Origin of the sequence: Falsiruegeria litorea R37, assembly GCF_900172225.1 — a bacterium.
Lineage (GTDB): Bacteria > Pseudomonadota > Alphaproteobacteria > Rhodobacterales > Rhodobacteraceae > Falsiruegeria > Falsiruegeria litorea.
Genome location: NZ_FWFO01000001.1, coordinates 1,833,933 through 1,851,963, shown reverse-complemented (window position 1 = coordinate 1,851,963; position 18,031 = coordinate 1,833,933). Strand labels below are relative to the sequence as shown.

Genomic DNA, 18,031 nt, shown 5'->3' with positions numbered 1-18,031 from the left:
AGCCGCAGACAGCCGAGTGCCAAGCACCGGTGTCAGAGGCCAGACAATGGTCCAAAACTGTACTGCGGATAGACCTGACCGACAGGGGCCATCATGGGACTGTTCATACTCCGACGGTTTGGCGTCATGGTGCTTACAGCGCTTTGCCTTACTTTCGTGGTCTTCTTTCTGACCAACCTTTATCCAAACCTGGAAAAACTCGCCAAGACCCAAGGCAACCAGCGCATGAGCGACGAACAAGTCGCCGCCTGGCTGGAAAATCGGGGCTATTCACAGCCATTGCTGGTGAAATATGGCCAGTGGCTGGGCGTCGCGCCTGGGTTCACCAATACACTGGCTGACGGCCAGGTGGTTGGAAACTGTGTCCGTCCCGGGGTCGCCCCCGAAGACACCGCCACATTCTGTGGCGTATTGCAGGGCGAATGGGGCCAATCCACAGTTTTCAAAGACGATGTGGGCAAAATCGTGTCCAAACGCCTGGGCAACACCGGCTACCTGATGTTCTGGGTTCTGGTGCTGATGATCCCCTCGGCGTTGATCGTGGGTGTCCTGGCCGGGATGAGAGAGGGATCCTTTCTGGATCGGTCGCTGTCTACCTTTTCGATCATAACCACGGCGACACCTGAATATGTGTCGGGTGTTATCTTCATCGCGATCTTCACCTCGTCCACCGTGGGCCTGAAATGGTTCAAGGGCACGGCGACTTCGGCGATGGACAATCCGACATTCGAGAACTTCTTCCTGCCGGTGCTGACCATTTCGCTTTATGGCATGGGCTATATCGCCCGGATGACGCGAGCCTCGATGACCGAGGTCATGACGGCGCAATACATCCGAACCGCGCGGCTTAAGGGGGTATCGTTCCCCAACATCGTGATGAAACACGCCCTGCGCAACGCGCTGATCGCGCCCTTTACCGTCATCATGCTGCAGTTCCCATGGCTGCTGAACGGCGTGGTGATCGTCGAGACCCTGTTCAACTACAAGGGCTTCGGCTGGGCACTGGTTCAGGCTGCGGGCAACAATGACATCCAGCTGCTGCTGGCGATCTCGGTCGTGTCGGTCTTTGTGGTGCTGTTCACGCAGCTCATCTCGGACATCGGCTATGTCTACCTCAACCCGCGCATCCGCATTTCGTAAGGGAGAAAAAGACTTATGGAACCCCTTTCGACAATGGAAATCATCGGACGCGTGCTGTATCAGTTCTCGTCCGTTTGGGTCGCGCTGATCCTTCTCTTTGCCCTGTCCGTCGCGTTCAAGCGTCGCCTGGGCCTTTATGGCAAACTCTTTGACAGCCCTATTGGCATGATCGGCTTTGGCCTTGTCATGTTCTGGGTCTTCACCGGCATCTTTGGGGCCATGGACCTGATCGTGACCCATGACCCGCTTAGCCAAGTTTCGGGCATGAAGAACAAGGTTCCGGGCACACCCCTACGTGGTGCCGAAGATGGCGAGTATGCCTGGTATCTGCTGGGCGGTGACAACCTCGCGCGTGATGTCTTCAGCCGCATGGTCAGCGGGGCCTGGATCGTGGTGCAGATCGCACCGCTAGCGACGCTCTTTGCCTTTATGGTCGGCATCACCCTGGGCCTGCCCGCAGGTTACTACGGTGGGCGTCTCGACACCTTCCTGTCGTTCCTCGCGAACCTGATCCTGGCCTTCCCGGTGATCTTGTTGTTCTACCTGCTGGTCACGCCCGAGATCGTGGCAACCGGTGTGCCGAACTACATGGCCGCCGTGCTGTTCATCTTCCCGATCGTGTTCATCGGCGTTCTGCTGAACTCGCGCTACTACACCCGCCCCAACTTCCGCACACCGCTGCTGATCGGGGTCTTGGGTGTTGCGATCTGGCTGTATCTGGCGCTGATCTCGACCAGCGGTTACGTGGTCAACAATGGCGACGTGGCGATCCCAGGCCTGCCTTCGGTGCTCGACCCGTTCGACATTCCGGGTGGCATTCTGGTGGTGTTTGTGTCGGTGGTCTTCGTCAACTCGCCTACGGTGTTCCGCATCGTGCGCGGCCTGGCGCTGGACATCAAAACCCGCGACTATGTAGCGGCGGCGCAAACGCGCGGCGAAGGTCCATGGTACATCATGCTGTGGGAGATCCTGCCCAACGCACGCGGGCCCCTGATCGTCGATTTCTGCCTGCGCATCGGCTATACCACCATCCTTCTGGGGACCTTGGGCTTCTTTGGCCTGGGCCTGCCGCCGGAAAGCCCCGACTGGGGATCGACCATCAACGAGGGCCGCAAGCTCTTGTCGATCTATCTGCACCCTGCCCTGCCGCCCGCCTTGGCGCTGCTGAGCCTGGTGCTGGGTCTGAACCTGCTGGCAGATGGTCTGCGCGAAGAAAGTCTGAAGGACTGATGTGATCGAGGCCGGGGGCGCTGCCCCCGGACCCCCGGAGTATTTTCGAAAAGATGAAGATGGGTTGATCCACCTTTGTCTGGGAGAAGCAAAATGAACAAAATGGCGGACTATGACGGCCCGATCCTGGAGATCGACAAGCTGTCCATCTCATTCTTTACCCGCCTGCGGGAAATCCCCGCCGTGATGGATTTCTCGGTCGCGGTGCAACCCGGCGAGGCCGTTGGTCTTGTGGGTGAATCCGGTTGCGGCAAATCCACCGTGGCCCTGGGAGTGATGCAGGACCTTGGCAAGAATGGCCGTGTCGTTGGTGGTACGATCAAATTCAAGGGCCGTGATCTGGCCGAGATGAGCGCCGAAGAGCTGCGCGACATTCGCGGCAACGAGATCGCGATGATCTATCAGGAGCCGATGGCCTCGCTGAACCCAGCGATGAAGATCGGCAGACAGCTGATGGAAGTGCCGATGATCCACGAAGGCGTGAGCAAGGAAGAAGCCTATGCCCGCGCTTTGGAAGTGGTCACCGACGTGCGCCTGCCCGACCCCGAGCGGATGCTGAATTCGTTCCCGCATCAGCTGTCGGGAGGCCAACAGCAGCGGATCGTCATTGCCATGGCGCTGATGTCGAAACCGGCGCTGCTCATCCTGGACGAACCCACAACCGCGCTCGACGTGACGGTCGAGGCCGCGGTGGTCGAACTGGTCAAGGATCTGGGCAAGAAATACGGCACCTCGATGCTGTTCATTTCGCACAACCTGGGTCTGGTTCTGGAAACCTGTGATCGGCTGTGCGTGATGTACTCGGGTGAGGCGGTCGAGCGCGGCTCGATCAAGGACGTCTTTGACGAGATGCAGCACCCCTATACGCAGGCGTTGTTCCGCTCGATCCCCCTGCCGGGGGCCGACAAGAACGCGCGCCCGCTGATCGCTATTCCGGGCAACTTCCCCCTGCCCCATGAACGCCCGCCCGGCTGCAACTTTGGCCCGCGCTGCGATTATTTCGAAGAAGGTCGCTGTGACGCGACCGACATCCTGATGGAGCCAGTGCCCGGCAACGACCGACACCACACCCGCTGCCTGAAGTTCCAGGAGATTGATTGGAACGCGCCTTTGGAGCTGGCCGACCAGAAAGAAAAGGGCGAGATCGGCAAGGTCGTCCTCAAGATGGACAACCTCAAGAAATACTATGAGGTCGCGGCCAACGCGCTGTTTGGCGGCGGCGAGACAAAGGTGGTCAAAGCCAACGAGACCCTGTCCTTCGAGGCGCGGGAATCCGAGACGCTGGCCATCGTGGGCGAATCCGGGTGCGGTAAGTCGACCTTTGCCAAGGTTCTGATGGGGTTGGAGACAGCCACCGATGGTCAGATCCTGCTGGACAACCGAAACATCGAAAGCCTGCCCATCGAAGAGCGTGACGCCAAGACCGTCGGCGAGGTTCAGATGGTGTTCCAGAACCCGTTTGACACGCTGAACCCGTCGATGACTGTGGGGCGGCAGATTATCCGCGCGCTGGAAATCTTTGGCATCGGCAATTCCGAGGCCGAGCGCAGGAAGCGGATGCTGGAACTGCTCGATCTGGTGAAACTGCCCCGCGCCTTTGCCGAGCGAATGCCCCGACAACTGTCAGGTGGTCAGAAACAGCGTGTTGGGATTGCCCGTGCCTTTGCTGGTGACGCGCGCATCGTTGTGGCGGATGAACCCGTCTCGGCCCTGGATGTGTCCGTGCAGGCGGCGGTGACCGACCTGTTGATGGAGATCCAGCGCGAGCAGAAAACAACGCTTCTGTTCATCTCGCATGACCTGTCGATCGTCCGCTACCTGTCGGACCGCGTCATGGTGATGTATCTGGGCCATGTGGTCGAGTTGGGCACCACCGATCAGGTTTTCAGCCCCCCCTATCACCCCTATACCGAGGCGCTGCTTTCTGCGGTTCCGATCGCCGATACATCGGTCGAGAAAGAGCACATCGTTCTAGAAGGCGATATCCCATCGGCCATGAACCCGCCGCCGGGATGCCCGTTCCAGACGCGCTGCCGCTGGAAGTCCGAAGTCGCAGGTGGCCTGTGCGAGAAAGAGGTGCCGCCGGTGCGAACCCTGGCCGAAGGGCATCAGGTAAAATGCCACCTCAGCGACGAAACGCTCGAGAAGATGCAGCCGGTCATCAAGATCGCGGCAGAGTAAGTCGTAACAACACAAATCGTGAAAGAGCGTCGGGATTTCTCGGCGCTCTTTTGCGTTGCGATGTGTCGAAACCAGATTGCGCTGACCTCACAATCCTATGATTTCTGCTTCAGCTCCGCTCAGCGTAAGCAGGCGTCACCCGATACACATGATGGCCTGAGCGCCAATTCCATTTTCAGGAGGCCGAAATTGCCCCGTAAGATAATCTCTCCTTTGGTACCGTCTTTGGTGGTGGCCAACATCCTTCTTGCCTCTACGGCCTTCGCGGACGAGGTCAAACTGAACACGCAACAGATCACCGATTTACTGGTGGGCAAAACGGTTCAGGGCCTGCACTTTGGCACGCACACGCGGCAGTACTTTGCTGAAAGCGGCTTGACCCTCTGGATCAAGAAAGGCGACTCAGCCCCGTCTGAGGCGCGCTACAAAATCGAAGACGACGCCTACTGCTCTAGCTGGAGCGGATTGTGGGCAGAGCCGGACTGGGGTTGTTTTTCGATTGTGCACGACGAGAAACAGGGTCTGTATTACTACATCGGCGACGACTTCCGTGCGCCTTTTGTCATCTCTGACGAGTTTTCGCTGTCTTTCTAATAGATTATCCCCGACCAGCAACTGGTACCGCTGGTCGGGGTCTGCTGCCAACCTGGGTCGCGTTGGCGGCGGCCCGGATGGGTTCGGGTCATCCTCCGGGCGCTGGCGCGGTCGGGGATGGGCCCCCCCGCGCCATTGGTTTACCCTTGGAGCGCGTGATTGCCGAAATACATGAACTCACTGTTCATGCCAGCGACTTCTCCCGCTTCCAATTTGAGCGACGCACTATCGAGCATCTTGTAGCTCTGTTGTCCCTTCACCCATTCATCCGCGTCCTGCAGGGTCGTGAGCGTATAAGACGTTGTCTCGCTCAGGTAATGTGTCGGGATGATCACTTTGGGTTTCAGCTTGGACACGATGTCGTCGCCCTGCCCGAAGCTCAGGATGTGCTGTGATCCATCCACTGGCAGGGTCAGCACATCGACCTGCCCGATGGCATCCCAGAACTCTTGCGGCGGGTTGTGGCGGTTGTCACCCCAGATCAGCGTGCGGATGCCACCCGTTTCCACCAGATAGACCACCATATCCATGTGGCCCACGTTGTTGGGCGGGCAGGCCTCGACCCCGAATTCGGCCAAGGCATTGGTCCAATTGTACCAGCCCGGCGCGACACAGGCGTGTTTGTCGGCAAATCCGGTGATCTTCAGGTCCGCAAACTCGAACTGTCCCGCCATCCGGTCCAGCACCATGGTCGACACCGGACGCTCGATGGCGTCGTGGTCGAAATGCGCGTGGGTGGACATGGTGATATCGACCGGGATCTGCGGAAACTCGTTCTTGAACCACAGCCCCCAAGCCCCCGACGGATCGTCACGCCAGGGATCGAACAGCACCGTCGCCCCATTGGGTGAGGTGATCTTGATCGCGCAGTGCCCGTAGTAGTCGATGCCCACAGCCCCGGTTGAAGCCTGCCCCGTGCTACCCTGCAGATCGACCACATGGTTGTTGTTGCCGGGTTGTTGCCAGGCCAGCGACTGCGCCTGCGCCGGTTTGGCCCCAATCAACCCGGCCGATGCGCCCACGCCCGCCGCCCCGGCGGCCATGAAGAACGAGCGCCGGGACAGGCCCGGGGCCATGTCATCTTTCTGGCCGTTCAGGATGGTGGGTTTCAGATCCTTGCGATCCATTTTTTGTCTCCCTGTTCTCAAGCCCCCCAAAGCGGGATGCTGGGAACAGGCTAGCCCCCAGTGAAACACAGGATCAGATCAGAAAAATCACGGGGAAATGTGGGGGGAATCCCCCTATTCGGCGATCACGAAATCGCAAGGAGATGGCTTCGCAGGTTCGACCCGCGCCCCTCCAACCCCAATTTCCGCCGAATGTTGTTGCGGTGAAAATCAATGGTCGAGGTTTCGCGCGACAGCGCCTTGGCGATGTCCTTGGTTGTCTTGCCCGCCATCACCATCTGCGCCACTTCGATCTCGGTGGGCGTCATGATGGCAAACGCCTCGGACAGTTGATCGGTCATGGCCGAGGTGATTTGGGCCAGGTTCTGTTCTGCCAGATCCAGATACGACCGCTGCGGCTCTGCCTGCCCGATCCGGTCGCGCAGCCGCTCGAAATAGGGCCAGACCATCGACCGCACCTGAGACAGGATTTCCTCGTCCCGTGCGCGGCGGTCATCCTCGACACTGCTGAGCAGAACGCGCAAGGCCGTGTTGGCCTCTTGCAAGGCGCGGGTGCGGTCATCGACGCGCTGTTCCAGATGTTCCATCGTCTCGGTCAGCTTCACCTCCAGCGCGCGGCGCAGGTAAACCTCTTGCAGCAAAGCCAAATCCTGCTCGACCAACCGCGCGAACTGGGCCAACCCCTCACGAAACAGCAGTGCCCGGCGGTTGCGGTCGCGGTCCAGCACACAGATGGTGCCAAAGATCGCCCCATCAGGCCATTTCAGCGGTAAGCCAATGTAGAACGACATGCCGTGGTCCAGATCCTCGTTGTCCTGCCAGCGGGGATCACAAGTGGCATCTTCGACCACCAGTTCGCCATCGTTTTCAAACACGCCCTGGCAATAGAGCTTGGGGTTGAGCCGAAACTCCATCCCCACCGGATAGGGGTTGTCGGGGTGTTCGCTGGTGACCAGGACCGAGTGTTCGGGGTCGTCCGTCTTCATAATCAGGCTGGCGGGCACATCCGCCAGACGGGCCACCAAATCGACCAGACGCTGCCAGTTCTTAAGCGTCTCGGGCGGGATATGGGGTACATCATGGGGCATTGGCGGACCTGCGAGCGTTGGGTAGTCTTTCCCCAACAGCCTAGGACCGCGTAAACGCAGCAATCAAGCGCGGCTTACGCCGCTCTGCGGCATAGCCTATTCATCCTCAAGCAGCGGCTCATATCTTTCGTCCGTCAGCGTTTTCAAGAACGCCACCAGCGCGTCAATCCTTTGGTCGCCCAACGCGGGCCCGTGGGTCAATTCCTTGACCGCCAAGTTCTGTGGCACCTCGGGCCAACGCCAGGGTTCGCCCGTCTCGGGGTTGATCTGGCGCGCTTTGGCTTTGGTGTTGTACTTGTTGTAGAACAGGATCACCGTGCGCAGGTCGTTGAACACCCCGTTGTGCATGTAAGGGCCGGTGACTGCCACGTTGCGCAACGTGGGCACCTTGAATTTGCCGCCTTGCGTCGGATCATCCACCAATGGGTTTGCAAGCAGCCCCAGGTCCAGCGTGCCCGCCGCAACGCCGTTCACGGCCCGCGCTTTCAGGTTCGGGGGCACGCCGATGTTGTGATAGGTGTAGTCGGTGAACGTCTCGGCCGGGTCAAGCGGGCTGGTCTTCAACTGGTGGCACTGGTTGCAGTTGGTGAACTGCTCGGAAAAGAACAGGACACGGCCCAGCTCCTCATCCCGCGTCAGTTCCACTTCGCCGCGCAGGTAACGGTCATACTTGCTGTCAAAGGGCGCAAATTGCTCGGTTGTTTCAAAGGCCGCAATGGCCTGGGTCATGGCGGCATAGGCCTGATCGGGTTGGGTCGTGACATCCACATCGAACAACGCCTGAAACGCAGAGACATAACTCGCGTCTTCGGCCAAACGCGCGGCGACGGCCGGTTTGCCTGCCATCCCCATCTCGATCGGGTTCAGCGGCGGCCCACCCGCCTGCCCGGCCAGATCCGGTTCACGCCCGTCCCAGAACATGCCCCCGACCCATTCACCGTCTTCGTTGAGGTGGAACGCAGGTGTAAGCGCCGCATAGCTCGCCGTTGGGGCATTGCGATCGCCCAGGGACACCCCGTCGTCGCCAAGCGAAACCGCCCTGCCCGCTTCCGTTTCGCGGGGGTCGGCAAACCCGGCTTCGGCGTTATGACAGCTGGCGCAAGACAGGGTGCGGTTGGCCGACAGGTTGGTGTCGAAAAACAACGCCTCGCCCAGGGCCTCGACACTGTCCAAGGGTGCGGCCGAGGCCTGCAACGTCGGAACAGCCACAGAAAAGACAGCGGCAAAGCAGAAACGGGACAAGGACATGCAAAGGGCTCCGAAGGGTCAGGCCATCAGTTAACCCAAAGCAACTACGCCGGAATTTGATCCAGCGCAATTCCCATGTGTTTTTGTCGGAAAACAGTCGAGCCGCCTCAGCTGCCCCAGATCTTTTTCACGTAGTTCTTGGTTTCTTTGTAGGGCGGCACACCACCATAGCGCTGGACCGCCTCGGGGCCTGCGTTATAGGCGGCCAAGGCCAGACGCCAGGATTTGAACTTGCGATACTGGCGCGACAGATACCGCGCCCCGCCGTCCAGGTTCTCATAGGGATCCTTGGGGTTCACCCCAAGCGAGCGCGCCGTGGCGGGCATCAGCTGAGCCAGGCCCAGGGCGCCCTTGTGCGATTTGGCGTGCGGGTTCCAGTTGCTTTCCTGCTGCACCAGACGCAGAAACAGCTCTTCGGGGACATTGTGGCGGCGCGCGGCCTTGCGCGCCATGTCCATGTATTCACCGCGATACTTACCGGTATAGCGCTTGTCGAAGGTGCCATATGCGCTTGGCGGTTTCAGTCGGGTAGAGTTTTCATATTGCGAGGCGCCGCGGGTATCCAAAAGCTTGGCTTGGTTACGAAAGATGTCGCGACGGTTCTTGTTCGAGAACATATCAGCATGGACCGGAACCGATGTCAGCCCTATCGACGCAATCACTATCCCAAGGCCAAGCCTGCGCATCTTCTTGTTGTCCTGATCGTTCAACCTCGACCGGGAATATACTTTGTTTTAACGCGATTGAAAGTACTGCCTTTAGGGTCGCGGTCTGTTGGCGGGATTTTGCACGGCTTTTGCCGGGTGATCTGATGTTTTAACCACGATGCAGGGCGTATAGGGTCAGTTGACCAATCGGATACAGATTCGATTCACCCAGACAAAAACAACACGGGGAAAACCATGGCTGGCTCAGTCAACAAAGTCATTCTCATCGGCAACCTGGGCCGCGACCCCGAGGTGCGGTCGTTCCAGAACGGCGGCAAGGTGTGCAACCTGCGCATCGCCACCTCGGAAACCTGGAAAGACCGCAACACCGGCGAACGCCGCGAGCGGACCGAGTGGCACTCGGTCGCGATCTTCAACGAAGGTCTGGTGCGCGTCGCCGAGCAGTATTTGCGCAAAGGCTCCAAGGTTTATGTCGAAGGACAGCTGCAAACCCGCAAATGGCAGGACCAGTCCGGCCAAGATCGCTATTCGACCGAGGTGGTGCTGCAAGGCTTCGGCTCGACCCTGACCATGCTGGACGGCCGCGATGGCGGCGGCAGCGGTGGCGGCGGCTATGGCGGCGGCGGCGGCCAGGGCGGTGGCTACGGCGGCGGCTATGACAGTGGCCCCGCAGGCGGCGGTGATCCCTACGGCGGCGGCGGCGCTCAAGGTGGCGGCGGTGGTCGCGCACCGGCATCGGGTGGTATCGACGACGACGAGATCCCGTTCTGATCAACACCTAGGAGGAACGCGATGACATGGTCCTTTTCCGTTGGCCGATTGCTCGGTTCGGACCTCAGGATCCATGTCACCTTCTTCCTTTTGCTCGCTTGGGTTGGCCTGAGGGCCTATTCAGATCAGGGCTGGCCAGGGGCGATTGAAAACATCGCTTTTGTGCTGGCCCTTTTTGCATGTGTTCTGGCGCATGAGTTTGGCCACGCCCTGATGGCGCGGCGCTATGGCATCAAGACGCCGGACATCACGCTGTTGCCCATCGGCGGGCTGGCGCGACTGGAACGGATGCCCGAAAAACCAGCACAAGAGATTGCCGTGGCCCTCGCCGGTCCTGCGGTGAATGTGGTGATCTGGGGCGTTCTGGTCCTGCTGGGTGCCTGGCCGAATTTCGACACGCTGGACACGATCGATACGCCGGTTGCGGATTTCATGTCGCGGCTGGCACTCGTGAACCTGTTTCTGGCGATCTTCAACATGATCCCGGCCTTTCCAATGGACGGCGGCCGGGTGTTTCGCGCGGCCCTGTGCCTGACGATGGATCGGGTGCGCGCCACACGCATTGCCTCGATCGCCGGTCAGGTGGTGGCCGTGCTGCTGGGATTTGGCGGGCTGATGACCGGCAATCCGGTACTGGTTCTGATCGCGGTTTTTGTCTTTGTTGCGGCCAATGCCGAAAATCAGGATGTTGCCATGCGGTCTGTCTCGCGCCGCCTGCTCGCGCGAGATGCGATGATCACCAGCTTTGAACGGCTGAGCCCGGACGACACGCTGACCATCACCGCAGACGCAGTGATCCGCACAACGCAGCACGAGTTTCCGGTGGTCGATGCCAAGGGGTATCTGCTGGGATTTGTCACCCGCGAGCGGCTGTTTCAGGTGCTGGCCGAGGACACCCCGCGCAGCACGTCCGTGCGCGAGATCATCGACACCAACATCCCGCGCGTCCCCCTGACCACCGGGTTGGAGGCCGTGCTGGATTCGCTGCACAAAGGCGCCGCCGCCGTGGCGGTTTGCACGTCGGACGGGCAATTGATCGGTTACATCACGCGTGAAAACGTTGGCGAGCTGATGATCATAAAAGGTCGCTGACCACGTTATAAATCAAACGGTTGCCAGCGCATCCTCGAGCACGTCGACAACGGCCGAGGGGGGCACGTCAGCGGTCACAAACGCCTCGCCAATGCCGCGCGCAAGGATAAAGCGCAGCTGCCCATCGACCACCTTCTTGTCCTGTCCCATCAAATCGACCAGCGCCTGCGCGTCCGGCAACTCACCGGGGATGTCGGCCAGATCGGTCTTCATCCCCATCGCCTTCAGATGCGCACGCACCCGGCTCGGGTCCTCTTGCGAGCAGAGCCCAAGACGAGACGACAGCTCAAACGCCAGGGCGCAGCCGATGGCCACACCTTCGCCGTGCAGCAGACGGTCGGAATAGCCGGTCGCCGCCTCAAGCGCGTGACAGAATGTGTGCCCGAGGTTCAGCAAAGCGCGGTCGCCCTGCTCTGTTTCGTCACGCGAAACGATGTCGGCCTTCATCTGAACCGAGCGCGTAACCGCCTCGACCCGGGCCGCCATGTCGCCTGTCGCCAAGACCGGGCCTTGCTGCTCCAGCCAGTCAAAGAAGTCTGCGTCGCCCAACAGGCCGTATTTCACGACCTCGCCGTAGCCGGCCAGGAAATCGCGCGCTGTCAGTGTGCCCAGAACAGCCGTATCCGCCAAAACCAGCGCGGGCTGGTGAAACGCCCCGATCAGGTTCTTGCCCGCAGGAGAATTGATGCCGGTCTTGCCGCCCACCGAACTGTCCACCTGCGCCAGCAGCGAGGTCGGGATCTGCACAAACCGCACCCCGCGCCGCAGAACAGCGGCGGCAAAGCCTGCCAGATCGCCAATCACGCCGCCGCCAAAAGCCACAACAATGTCATTCCGCTCGATCTTTTGCTCCAGCAGCCATTCAACCGCGCGGGTGAACTGCGGCCATCCCTTGGTGCTTTCGCCCGCAGGCAACGCCAGAGACACCATGTCGATCCCGGCCTTGGCCAGACCTGCGCGCAGGGCATCCAGATGCAGTTCGGCCACCGTTTCGTCCGTCAGAACGGCAACACGCGGGCGCGCCAGCAGCGGCGCGATCCAGTCTCCCGCCTGATCAATCAAGCCCGGCCCGATCTGCACATCATAGGACCGTTCGCCCAGATCGACGTGAACCACTTGCTGCATTTGCCCTTATCCTTGTTCGACAACATCGGGCCGGGTTTTCAGAACCTCGATCACCCGATCCACCATTTCCTCGATCGACGCCTCACCATCCGAGACGGCCGTCAGATCAGCCTGCGCATAAAGCGGCACGCGGGCCTCGTACAAGGCGCGCAACGTCGCACGCGGATCGGGCGTCCGCAGCAAGGGGCGCGTGTCCTTGTGCCGGACCCGGTTCCACAACACGTCCAGATCCGCCTTGAGCCAGACCGACGCACCACGTTCCGAAATCATCGCGCGGTTGTCGGGTGACAGAAACGCCCCGCCCCCGGTCGACAGTACACAGCGCTCCTCGTCCAGCAGCCGCCCGATCACCTGGCTTTCCTTGGCGCGAAAGAATGGCTCTCCATCGCGCTCAAAGATTTCGGGTATCGACATGTTGGCCGCTGATTCGATCTCGGCATCGCTATCGAGGAACGGAACCCCCAACCGCGCGGCCAAAGCCCGCCCCACGGCGGTCTTGCCGGCCCCCATCATACCTACCATGACTATGGTTTTCCGGACTTTAAGGTCATCCCGTACAGGGCTATGGGCCGTGTTATGCTCAATTTCACTCATTCTTCAGTGAATGACGTGATCTTGTGAAAAAGGCCAGTTATAACTTGGTCAAAAGAACAAATTGAGGCTGTGAGGCGTGATGGGTCGCTTGATCAAATTTCTGGTGTATGTCCTGTGTCTGTGTGTGATCGGATTGGTGGGATATGCTTACATCGGGCCGTTCTTTGGCGTCGATTTTTCGGCGCCACAAACCGAGATTACGCAACCGGTGATATTGAATGCGGACTAGCGCTTGTGTTTTTTGTTTATTTTTTCCGGCCGTCGGTTTGGCCCAACAACCGCTTTCTGCAATTGATTGGCTGAACCAAACGCCTCCGGTGAACCTGCCGGGCACGGTGCTGCTCGAACCGCCCGTCTCCAAGTCCGGCCTGCAGCCCGAGATCGAGGTGACCCCGCTTGAGGCATTGACACCGCCCCTGGGCCTGGTGGCGTCAAATGTGACGGGCCTGCCCGTAGACTTGTGGACCGGCAGCGATCCCGACCGCTTGGCCGAGATGATTGACCGCATCAACGTTCGCGGGTCCCCTGCGATGCAGACGCTGCTTTTCACACTGCTGCTGTCCGAAACCCGAACACCCCATGGCGCAGAAGCGGGCGAGGCGATGCTGCTGGCCCGCCTTGACCGCCTGATGCAATTGGGCGCAGTGGACCCCACCCAAGCGCTTGTGCAACTGGCTGGTCCCACTGACACCAAGGCCCGGTTTCAGCGCTGGTTCGATGCAACGTTGCTGACCGGAGACGAAGATCGCGCCTGCGGGGCGCTGATCGCGGCGCCGTTTCTGTCCAGCGATTACGCGGATCAGATCTTTTGCAAGGCCCGCCTGGGCGATTGGCAATCCGCTGCGCTGACTTTGGAAACCGCGCATGCCCTGGAACTGCTGGAGCCCGAGGAACTGGCGCTGCTGGATCGGTTTCTAAGCCCCGACATCTTTGAAGACGCCCCACCCCTGCCGCAACCGCAGCGGCCTGATGCGCTGACGTTCCGCCTGTTTGAAACCATTGGTGAACGGCTGCCAACCGCCTCGTTGCCGCGGGCTTTTGCAACTGCAGATTTGCGCGACGTGGCGGGTTGGAAGGCACAGCTTGAAGCGGCTGAACGCCTGACGCGCATCGGTGCACTGACCCCCAACCACTTGCTTGGCCTGTACACCGACCGGCAGGCTGCCGCATCGGGTGGCGTCTGGGACCGGGTGCGCGCCGTGCAGCGGTTTGAAACGGCACTTGGCACTGGAAACGAGACCGCGATTGGCAAAGCGTTGAACACTGTGTGGAAGGCGATGCAAGATGCTCAGCTGGAAGTTCCCTTTGCCGAGCTTTTTGCCGACCAGCTGGCGATCCAACGCTTCACCGATGCTGAGACCGCCAGTTTGGCCTGGCGTATTCGCCTGCTGGCCGGCACCTACGAGGATGCGGCACGCAAGCCGCCCAGCAATTCGCAGATGCACACGTTTCTGGCCGCATTGGCCCAAGGTGATCCAGGCCGTGCTTTTGCCCCGAACAAACAGGCACAGGCAATTGCCGATGGGTTTGCAGACGGGGCGGAATTGCCCGATAGCGTGCAACGTACACTCGACAACGGCCAATTGGGCGAAGCCATCCTGACTGCAATGGACCTCTTCACCCGGGGCGCGCGCGGCAATCCAGCCGATCTAACCGCCGCACTGGCATCCTTTCGCTTTGTCGGCCTGGAAGACACGGCCCGCCGTGCGGCCCTGCAACTGATGCTGTTGGGGCGGGGATAGGACTATGCGCGCACCGGCCACATCAGACCTATGGATTTCTGGGTTTCTAGAGGCACAAGCAGCCGAATTGGGCGCGGCAACCAACACGCAGCTGGCCTATGGCCGCGATCTCAAGGATTTCGCGGGTTGGATCGAGCGGCGCAAACATGATTTTGCCACCGCCGACCGAAACATGGTTGAGGCGTATCTGATCGACTGCGACGCTCAGGGGCTGGCCAAATCCACCCGCGCGCGCCGCCTGTCGGCGATCAAGCAGATCTATCGTTTTGCCTTTGAAGAGGGCTGGCGCCAAGACAACCCGGCGATCCAGATCAAGGGACCAGGGCGCGAGAAACGCCTGCCCAAAACGTTGGAAGTGGTCGAGGTCGACCGCCTTTTGGATGCCGCCCGCAACTCAGGTCGCACGTTGCAGGACCGGTTGCGCAACATCTGCCTGATGGAGCTGCTTTATGCCACCGGCATGCGCGTGACCGAGCTGGTGTCGCTGCCCGTCTCATCCGCACGCGGCGATCCGCGCATGCTGCTGATCCTGGGCAAAGGCGGCAAGGAACGGATGGTGCCGCTGTCGCCCCCGGCCCGCAACGCGCTGACCCTGTGGCTGGCCGCGCGGGATGAGCTTGAAGACAAGGCCGTGGCCAAAGGTGCAGGCCGGTCAAAGTACCTGTTTCCGTCGCGCGGCAAGCTGGGGCATCTGACACGTCACAGGTTTTATCTTCTGATCAAGGAGTTCGCGGTTCAGGGCGGCGTGTCACCTGACAAGGTCACTCCCCATACCCTGCGCCACGCCTTTGCCACGCATCTGCTGGCCAATGGCGCGGACCTGCGGTCAATCCAGACGTTGCTGGGCCACGCCGATGTGGCCACGACCGAGATCTACACCCATGTTCTGGACGAACGTCTGGCCGAGCTGGTTCTTGAACATCACCCGCTGGCGACCGAGAACGACAAGAAGAAGCTGGACTAACCCCTTGATTGCACACCCCACCAACCCCATAACGGGATGAGCATCAAGGATATATCTAGGACCAATGGACCCGACCCCTATCGTGATCGACAGCGCCTTTTGGATCAGCGCAGGCTCGATCCTGCTACTGCTTGTTTTATCTGGCTTTTTCTCAGGCTCGGAAACCGCATTGACGGCTTCATCCCGCGGCAAGCTGCGCGCCCAGGCCGACAAGGGATCTCGCGGCGCACAAAAGGCGCTGGACATCACCGAAGACAACGAACGCCTGATCGGCTCGGTCCTGCTCGGAAACAACTTGGTGAACATCCTCGCGGCGTCTCTGGCGACGGCCCTGTTTACGCGCCTGTTTGGCGAAAGCGGTGTGGCGCTTGCGACGCTGGTCATGACCCTGCTGGTTCTGGTCTTTGCCGAGGTGCTTCCCAAAACCTATGCCATCATCAACGCGGAAAAGGCGGCAGCTGCCGTGGCTCCGGTGATCAGTGTTCTGGTCACTCTGTTCTCTCCCATCGTCGGCGTCGTACGCGTGCTTGTGCGGGGCGTGCTGGGTCTGTTCGGAGTCAAAGTTGACCCGGACAGCCACATGCTTGCCGTGCGCGAGGAGATCGCGGGTGCCCTGCAACTGGGGCATTCTGAAGGTGTCGTCGAAAAAGAAGACCGCGACCGCATTCTGGGTGCGCTGGACCTGAGCGATCGTACGGTTGAAGAGATCATGCTGCACCGCTCCAAGATCGAGATGATCGACGCCGATGCCGCGCCCGAAGACATCCTGCAGCAGTGTCTGGAAAGCCCGCACACCCGCCTGCCCGTCTATCGAAACGAGCCAGAGAACATCATCGGACTTGTACATGCAAAGGACCTGTTTCGCTCGATGTACAACCAAGTGGGCGGTGCCGAAGGGGCTGCTGGTCGACTAAAGGACTTTGACGTCTCAAAAGTCGCCAATCCGCCCTACTTTGTCCCCGAGACAACTCCGCTGGATGACCAGATGCGTGAATTCCTGCGCATCCGCAGTCACTTTGCTCTGGTGGTTGACGAATACGGCTCGCTTCAGGGTCTGATCACCCTCGAGGATATTCTGGAAGAGATCGTGGGCGAGATCGCCGACGAGTTCGACATTGCCGAAGAGGATCAGATCGAAACCACCACCGACGGCCAGTATCTGGTCGAAGGCGCCATGACGATCCGCGACCTGAACCGCGCCACCGACTGGACCCTGCCCGACGATGAAGCCAACACTGTGGCTGGTCTGGTCATCCACGAGGCGCAGATGATCCCGACCGTGGGCCAGGTGTTTTCGTTCCACGGCTTCCGGTTCGAGGTGACAGCCCGCGAAGGCAACCGGATCACGGGGCTAAAAATCCGTCCGCTTTAATGTGGTTTGCCGTGCCGCTCGCACCAGGCGCGCACGGCTTTCATCCGATAACGCGACACCGGAATGACGCAGCCCGAGCGGGTCATGATCGTTGTGCCGCGCAATTCCAGCGCTTCATCGGTTGACACCCAGAACGAGCGGTGCGCCTGAATACCGTCATCGTCGGACACCTGCATCAACAGGTCGTTCATCCGCGCCCGCAAACGCAATGTGCCCATGGTCGTTTTGACCACCAGATAGTGTTCTTCGTTGCGCACGCAGCGCACACTGTCCATTGGCAGGCTGCGTCCCGCGATGCGAATGAAACGTGCTGCGTCATCCGAAGTCTCTGGCACATCGACAACGGCCTCGGGGCTGCGGGACAAGGGCAGCAGCCAAAGAAACGCGATCATCTCTGACACATGCGCGACAATAACGTTCTTGGCGACCCCGAATGCGCTCAAAGGACCGCTGCGCATCGGGACCAAAGACCCAAACACGTCGGGCACAAACTCCATCAACAGTGTGATCCCCGCGACCAGGGGCGCAGTCACCGCCGCCAAGGGCAAGGGAATGGAGAACAAGCGCCCCCAAAGCTTGAGCACCAACTCGCCCCATGGCAACACCAGCAGCAGATACAAGAAGATGCCCAAAATCCAATAAAACAGGCGCGCATTGACGTCAGGCAACGTCGGATACAGCAGAGGGTGCCCTGATGTCATGACCACGAGCAGAATTGCGCACAAAAACAGTACGTTTGGACTTAGGATAAAGGTCCGCAATTCACGGAACGTGAAATACACAACCTTTCCATTCGTGAGCAAAACTCGGTATTCGCGATTCTCGTCTTTCGTCATCTCGGCTCTCAAGGTGAAATTGGATCACCTCAGAGCAGTTTGTTTTCGTAGCATTAGACAATCAGCCCTCTGGGGCGGTCAGACTTGGTACTAGTGTGTTCTTGTCCCCCTCTTCAATGGGACTCTGACCGAAGAATTCCCACCCACCTCCTACTGGGTGGGAAGACGGCCCCGGGCGCACCACGATTTGCCCCCGGGGTCGGTTTGTTTCTGGGCCTATGCAATCAGCGACACCCCAAAGTCCCTTAGCGACACATCT

General features: G+C 60.0%; 17 protein-coding genes. 10 read left to right on the top strand and 7 right to left on the bottom strand.

The window, feature by feature from the left end:
* Positions 1-93: 93 nt before the first annotated feature.
* The 4 genes from TRL7639_RS09090 to TRL7639_RS09075 all read left to right on the top strand — a co-directional run bounded on the left by TRL7639_RS09090 (position 94) and on the right by TRL7639_RS09075 (position 5,145).
* Positions 94-1,140, top strand: coding sequence for an ABC transporter permease (locus TRL7639_RS09090; RefSeq protein WP_085795378.1), 1,047 nt, complete (start codon positions 94-96; stop codon positions 1,138-1,140).
* Between the two features lie 15 nt (positions 1,141-1,155).
* The gene (locus TRL7639_RS09085) at positions 1,156-2,370 is read left to right on the top strand and encodes an ABC transporter permease (RefSeq protein ID WP_085795377.1); all 1,215 of its coding nucleotides are present in this window, start codon (positions 1,156-1,158) and stop codon (positions 2,368-2,370) included.
* A gap of 93 nt (positions 2,371-2,463) precedes the next feature.
* The gene (locus TRL7639_RS09080) at positions 2,464-4,551 is read left to right on the top strand and encodes a dipeptide ABC transporter ATP-binding protein (RefSeq protein WP_085795376.1); all 2,088 of its coding nucleotides are present in this window, start codon (positions 2,464-2,466) and stop codon (positions 4,549-4,551) included.
* 189 nt (positions 4,552-4,740) lie between these two features.
* A complete protein-coding gene (locus TRL7639_RS09075; RefSeq protein WP_133057633.1) occupies positions 4,741-5,145 on the top strand; it encodes a hypothetical protein in 405 nt (134 codons plus the stop codon).
* Positions 5,146-5,285: 140 nt separating this feature from the next.
* Here TRL7639_RS09075 and TRL7639_RS09070 read toward each other — a convergent pair whose 3' ends face one another.
* The 4 genes from TRL7639_RS09070 to TRL7639_RS09055 form a co-directional block, all read right to left on the bottom strand.
* On the bottom strand, positions 5,286-6,272 hold the full coding sequence (locus tag TRL7639_RS09070; RefSeq protein WP_085795374.1) for an MBL fold metallo-hydrolase: 987 nt from the start codon (positions 6,270-6,272) through the stop codon (positions 5,286-5,288).
* Between the two features lie 125 nt (positions 6,273-6,397).
* Complete coding sequence (locus TRL7639_RS09065; RefSeq protein WP_085795373.1) at positions 6,398-7,360, bottom strand: LuxR C-terminal-related transcriptional regulator; 963 nt, start codon at positions 7,358-7,360, stop codon at positions 6,398-6,400.
* A 96-nt stretch (positions 7,361-7,456) separates the two neighbouring features.
* Positions 7,457-8,608 (bottom strand): cytochrome-c peroxidase, encoded by a 1,152-nt coding sequence (locus TRL7639_RS09060; RefSeq protein ID WP_085795372.1) that lies wholly within the window; start codon positions 8,606-8,608, stop codon positions 7,457-7,459.
* A gap of 107 nt (positions 8,609-8,715) precedes the next feature.
* Positions 8,716-9,294 carry a lytic transglycosylase domain-containing protein gene (locus TRL7639_RS09055; RefSeq protein WP_085796341.1) on the bottom strand — a complete coding sequence of 193 codons (579 nt, stop codon included), beginning with the start codon at positions 9,292-9,294 and terminating at the stop codon, positions 8,716-8,718.
* 216 nt (positions 9,295-9,510) lie between these two features.
* Here TRL7639_RS09055 and ssb point away from each other — a divergent pair, with 216 nt between their 5' ends.
* Together ssb and TRL7639_RS09045 are read left to right on the top strand one after the other, a co-directional pair.
* On the top strand, positions 9,511-10,047 hold the full coding sequence (gene ssb / locus TRL7639_RS09050) for a single-stranded DNA-binding protein (RefSeq protein WP_085795371.1): 537 nt from the start codon (positions 9,511-9,513) through the stop codon (positions 10,045-10,047).
* 21 nt (positions 10,048-10,068) lie between these two features.
* Entirely contained in the window at positions 10,069-11,139 is a 1,071-nt protein-coding gene (locus tag TRL7639_RS09045) for a site-2 protease family protein (protein ID WP_085795370.1), read from the top strand.
* A gap of 12 nt (positions 11,140-11,151) precedes the next feature.
* Here TRL7639_RS09045 and aroB read toward each other — a convergent pair whose 3' ends face one another.
* Both aroB and TRL7639_RS09035 read right to left on the bottom strand, forming a co-directional pair.
* Positions 11,152-12,264: a 3-dehydroquinate synthase gene (gene aroB, locus TRL7639_RS09040; RefSeq protein ID WP_085795369.1), complete on the bottom strand. Its 1,113-nt coding sequence runs from the start codon at positions 12,262-12,264 to the stop codon at positions 11,152-11,154.
* Positions 12,265-12,270: 6 nt separating this feature from the next.
* On the bottom strand, positions 12,271-12,858 hold the full coding sequence (locus tag TRL7639_RS09035; RefSeq protein WP_085795368.1) for a shikimate kinase: 588 nt from the start codon (positions 12,856-12,858) through the stop codon (positions 12,271-12,273).
* A gap of 79 nt (positions 12,859-12,937) precedes the next feature.
* On the opposite strand from TRL7639_RS09035, the gene TRL7639_RS23080 reads away from it, so the two are divergent.
* The 4 genes from TRL7639_RS23080 (at position 12,938) to TRL7639_RS09020 (ending at position 16,936) form a co-directional block, all read left to right on the top strand.
* Positions 12,938-13,087, top strand: a complete 150-nt coding sequence (locus tag TRL7639_RS23080) for a hypothetical protein (RefSeq protein WP_165759784.1) — start codon at positions 12,938-12,940, stop codon at positions 13,085-13,087.
* Entirely contained in the window at positions 13,077-14,600 is a 1,524-nt protein-coding gene (locus tag TRL7639_RS09030; protein ID WP_085795367.1) for a hypothetical protein, read from the top strand. Before TRL7639_RS23080 ends, TRL7639_RS09030 begins: the two co-directional genes overlap by 11 nt.
* 4 nt (positions 14,601-14,604) lie before the next feature.
* On the top strand, positions 14,605-15,564 hold the full coding sequence (locus TRL7639_RS09025; RefSeq protein WP_085795366.1) for a site-specific tyrosine recombinase XerD: 960 nt from the start codon (positions 14,605-14,607) through the stop codon (positions 15,562-15,564).
* A 64-nt stretch (positions 15,565-15,628) separates the two neighbouring features.
* Positions 15,629-16,936 carry an HlyC/CorC family transporter gene (locus TRL7639_RS09020; RefSeq protein ID WP_085795365.1) on the top strand — a complete coding sequence of 436 codons (1,308 nt, stop codon included), beginning with the start codon at positions 15,629-15,631 and terminating at the stop codon, positions 16,934-16,936.
* Here TRL7639_RS09020 and TRL7639_RS09015 read toward each other — a convergent pair.
* The gene (locus TRL7639_RS09015; RefSeq protein WP_165759783.1) at positions 16,933-17,637 is read right to left on the bottom strand and encodes a LytTR family DNA-binding domain-containing protein; all 705 of its coding nucleotides are present in this window, start codon (positions 17,635-17,637) and stop codon (positions 16,933-16,935) included. The genes TRL7639_RS09020 and TRL7639_RS09015 overlap by 4 nt on opposite strands.
* Positions 17,638-18,031 lie beyond the last annotated feature (394 nt).

Bases quoted from the DNA above. Each gene is read 5' to 3' on its own strand.
- TRL7639_RS09060 (WP_085795372.1), bottom strand. From the start codon at position 8,608: ATGTCCTTGTCCCGTTTCTGCTTTGCCGCTGTCTTTTCTGTGGCTGTT.
- ssb (WP_085795371.1), top strand. From the start codon at position 9,511: ATGGCTGGCTCAGTCAACAAAGTCATTCTCATCGGCAACCTGGGCCGC.
- TRL7639_RS09055 (WP_085796341.1), bottom strand. From the start codon at position 9,294: ATGCGCAGGCTTGGCCTTGGGATAGTGATTGCGTCGATAGGGCTGACA.
- TRL7639_RS23080 (WP_165759784.1), top strand. From the start codon at position 12,938: ATGGGTCGCTTGATCAAATTTCTGGTGTATGTCCTGTGTCTGTGTGTG.
- TRL7639_RS09030 (WP_085795367.1), top strand. From the start codon at position 13,077: ATGCGGACTAGCGCTTGTGTTTTTTGTTTATTTTTTCCGGCCGTCGGT.
- TRL7639_RS09070 (WP_085795374.1), bottom strand. From the start codon at position 6,272: ATGGATCGCAAGGATCTGAAACCCACCATCCTGAACGGCCAGAAAGAT.
- TRL7639_RS09045 (WP_085795370.1), top strand. From the start codon at position 10,069: ATGACATGGTCCTTTTCCGTTGGCCGATTGCTCGGTTCGGACCTCAGG.
- TRL7639_RS09085 (WP_085795377.1), top strand. From the start codon at position 1,156: ATGGAACCCCTTTCGACAATGGAAATCATCGGACGCGTGCTGTATCAG.
- TRL7639_RS09035 (WP_085795368.1), bottom strand. From the start codon at position 12,858: ATGAGTGAAATTGAGCATAACACGGCCCATAGCCCTGTACGGGATGAC.
- aroB (WP_085795369.1), bottom strand. From the start codon at position 12,264: ATGCAGCAAGTGGTTCACGTCGATCTGGGCGAACGGTCCTATGATGTG.
- TRL7639_RS09025 (WP_085795366.1), top strand. From the start codon at position 14,605: ATGCGCGCACCGGCCACATCAGACCTATGGATTTCTGGGTTTCTAGAG.
- TRL7639_RS09065 (WP_085795373.1), bottom strand. From the start codon at position 7,360: ATGCCCCATGATGTACCCCATATCCCGCCCGAGACGCTTAAGAACTGG.
- TRL7639_RS09015 (WP_165759783.1), bottom strand. From the start codon at position 17,637: ATGACATCAGGGCACCCTCTGCTGTATCCGACGTTGCCTGACGTCAAT.
- TRL7639_RS09020 (WP_085795365.1), top strand. From the start codon at position 15,629: ATGGACCCGACCCCTATCGTGATCGACAGCGCCTTTTGGATCAGCGCA.
- TRL7639_RS09080 (WP_085795376.1), top strand. From the start codon at position 2,464: ATGAACAAAATGGCGGACTATGACGGCCCGATCCTGGAGATCGACAAG.
- TRL7639_RS09090 (WP_085795378.1), top strand. From the start codon at position 94: ATGGGACTGTTCATACTCCGACGGTTTGGCGTCATGGTGCTTACAGCG.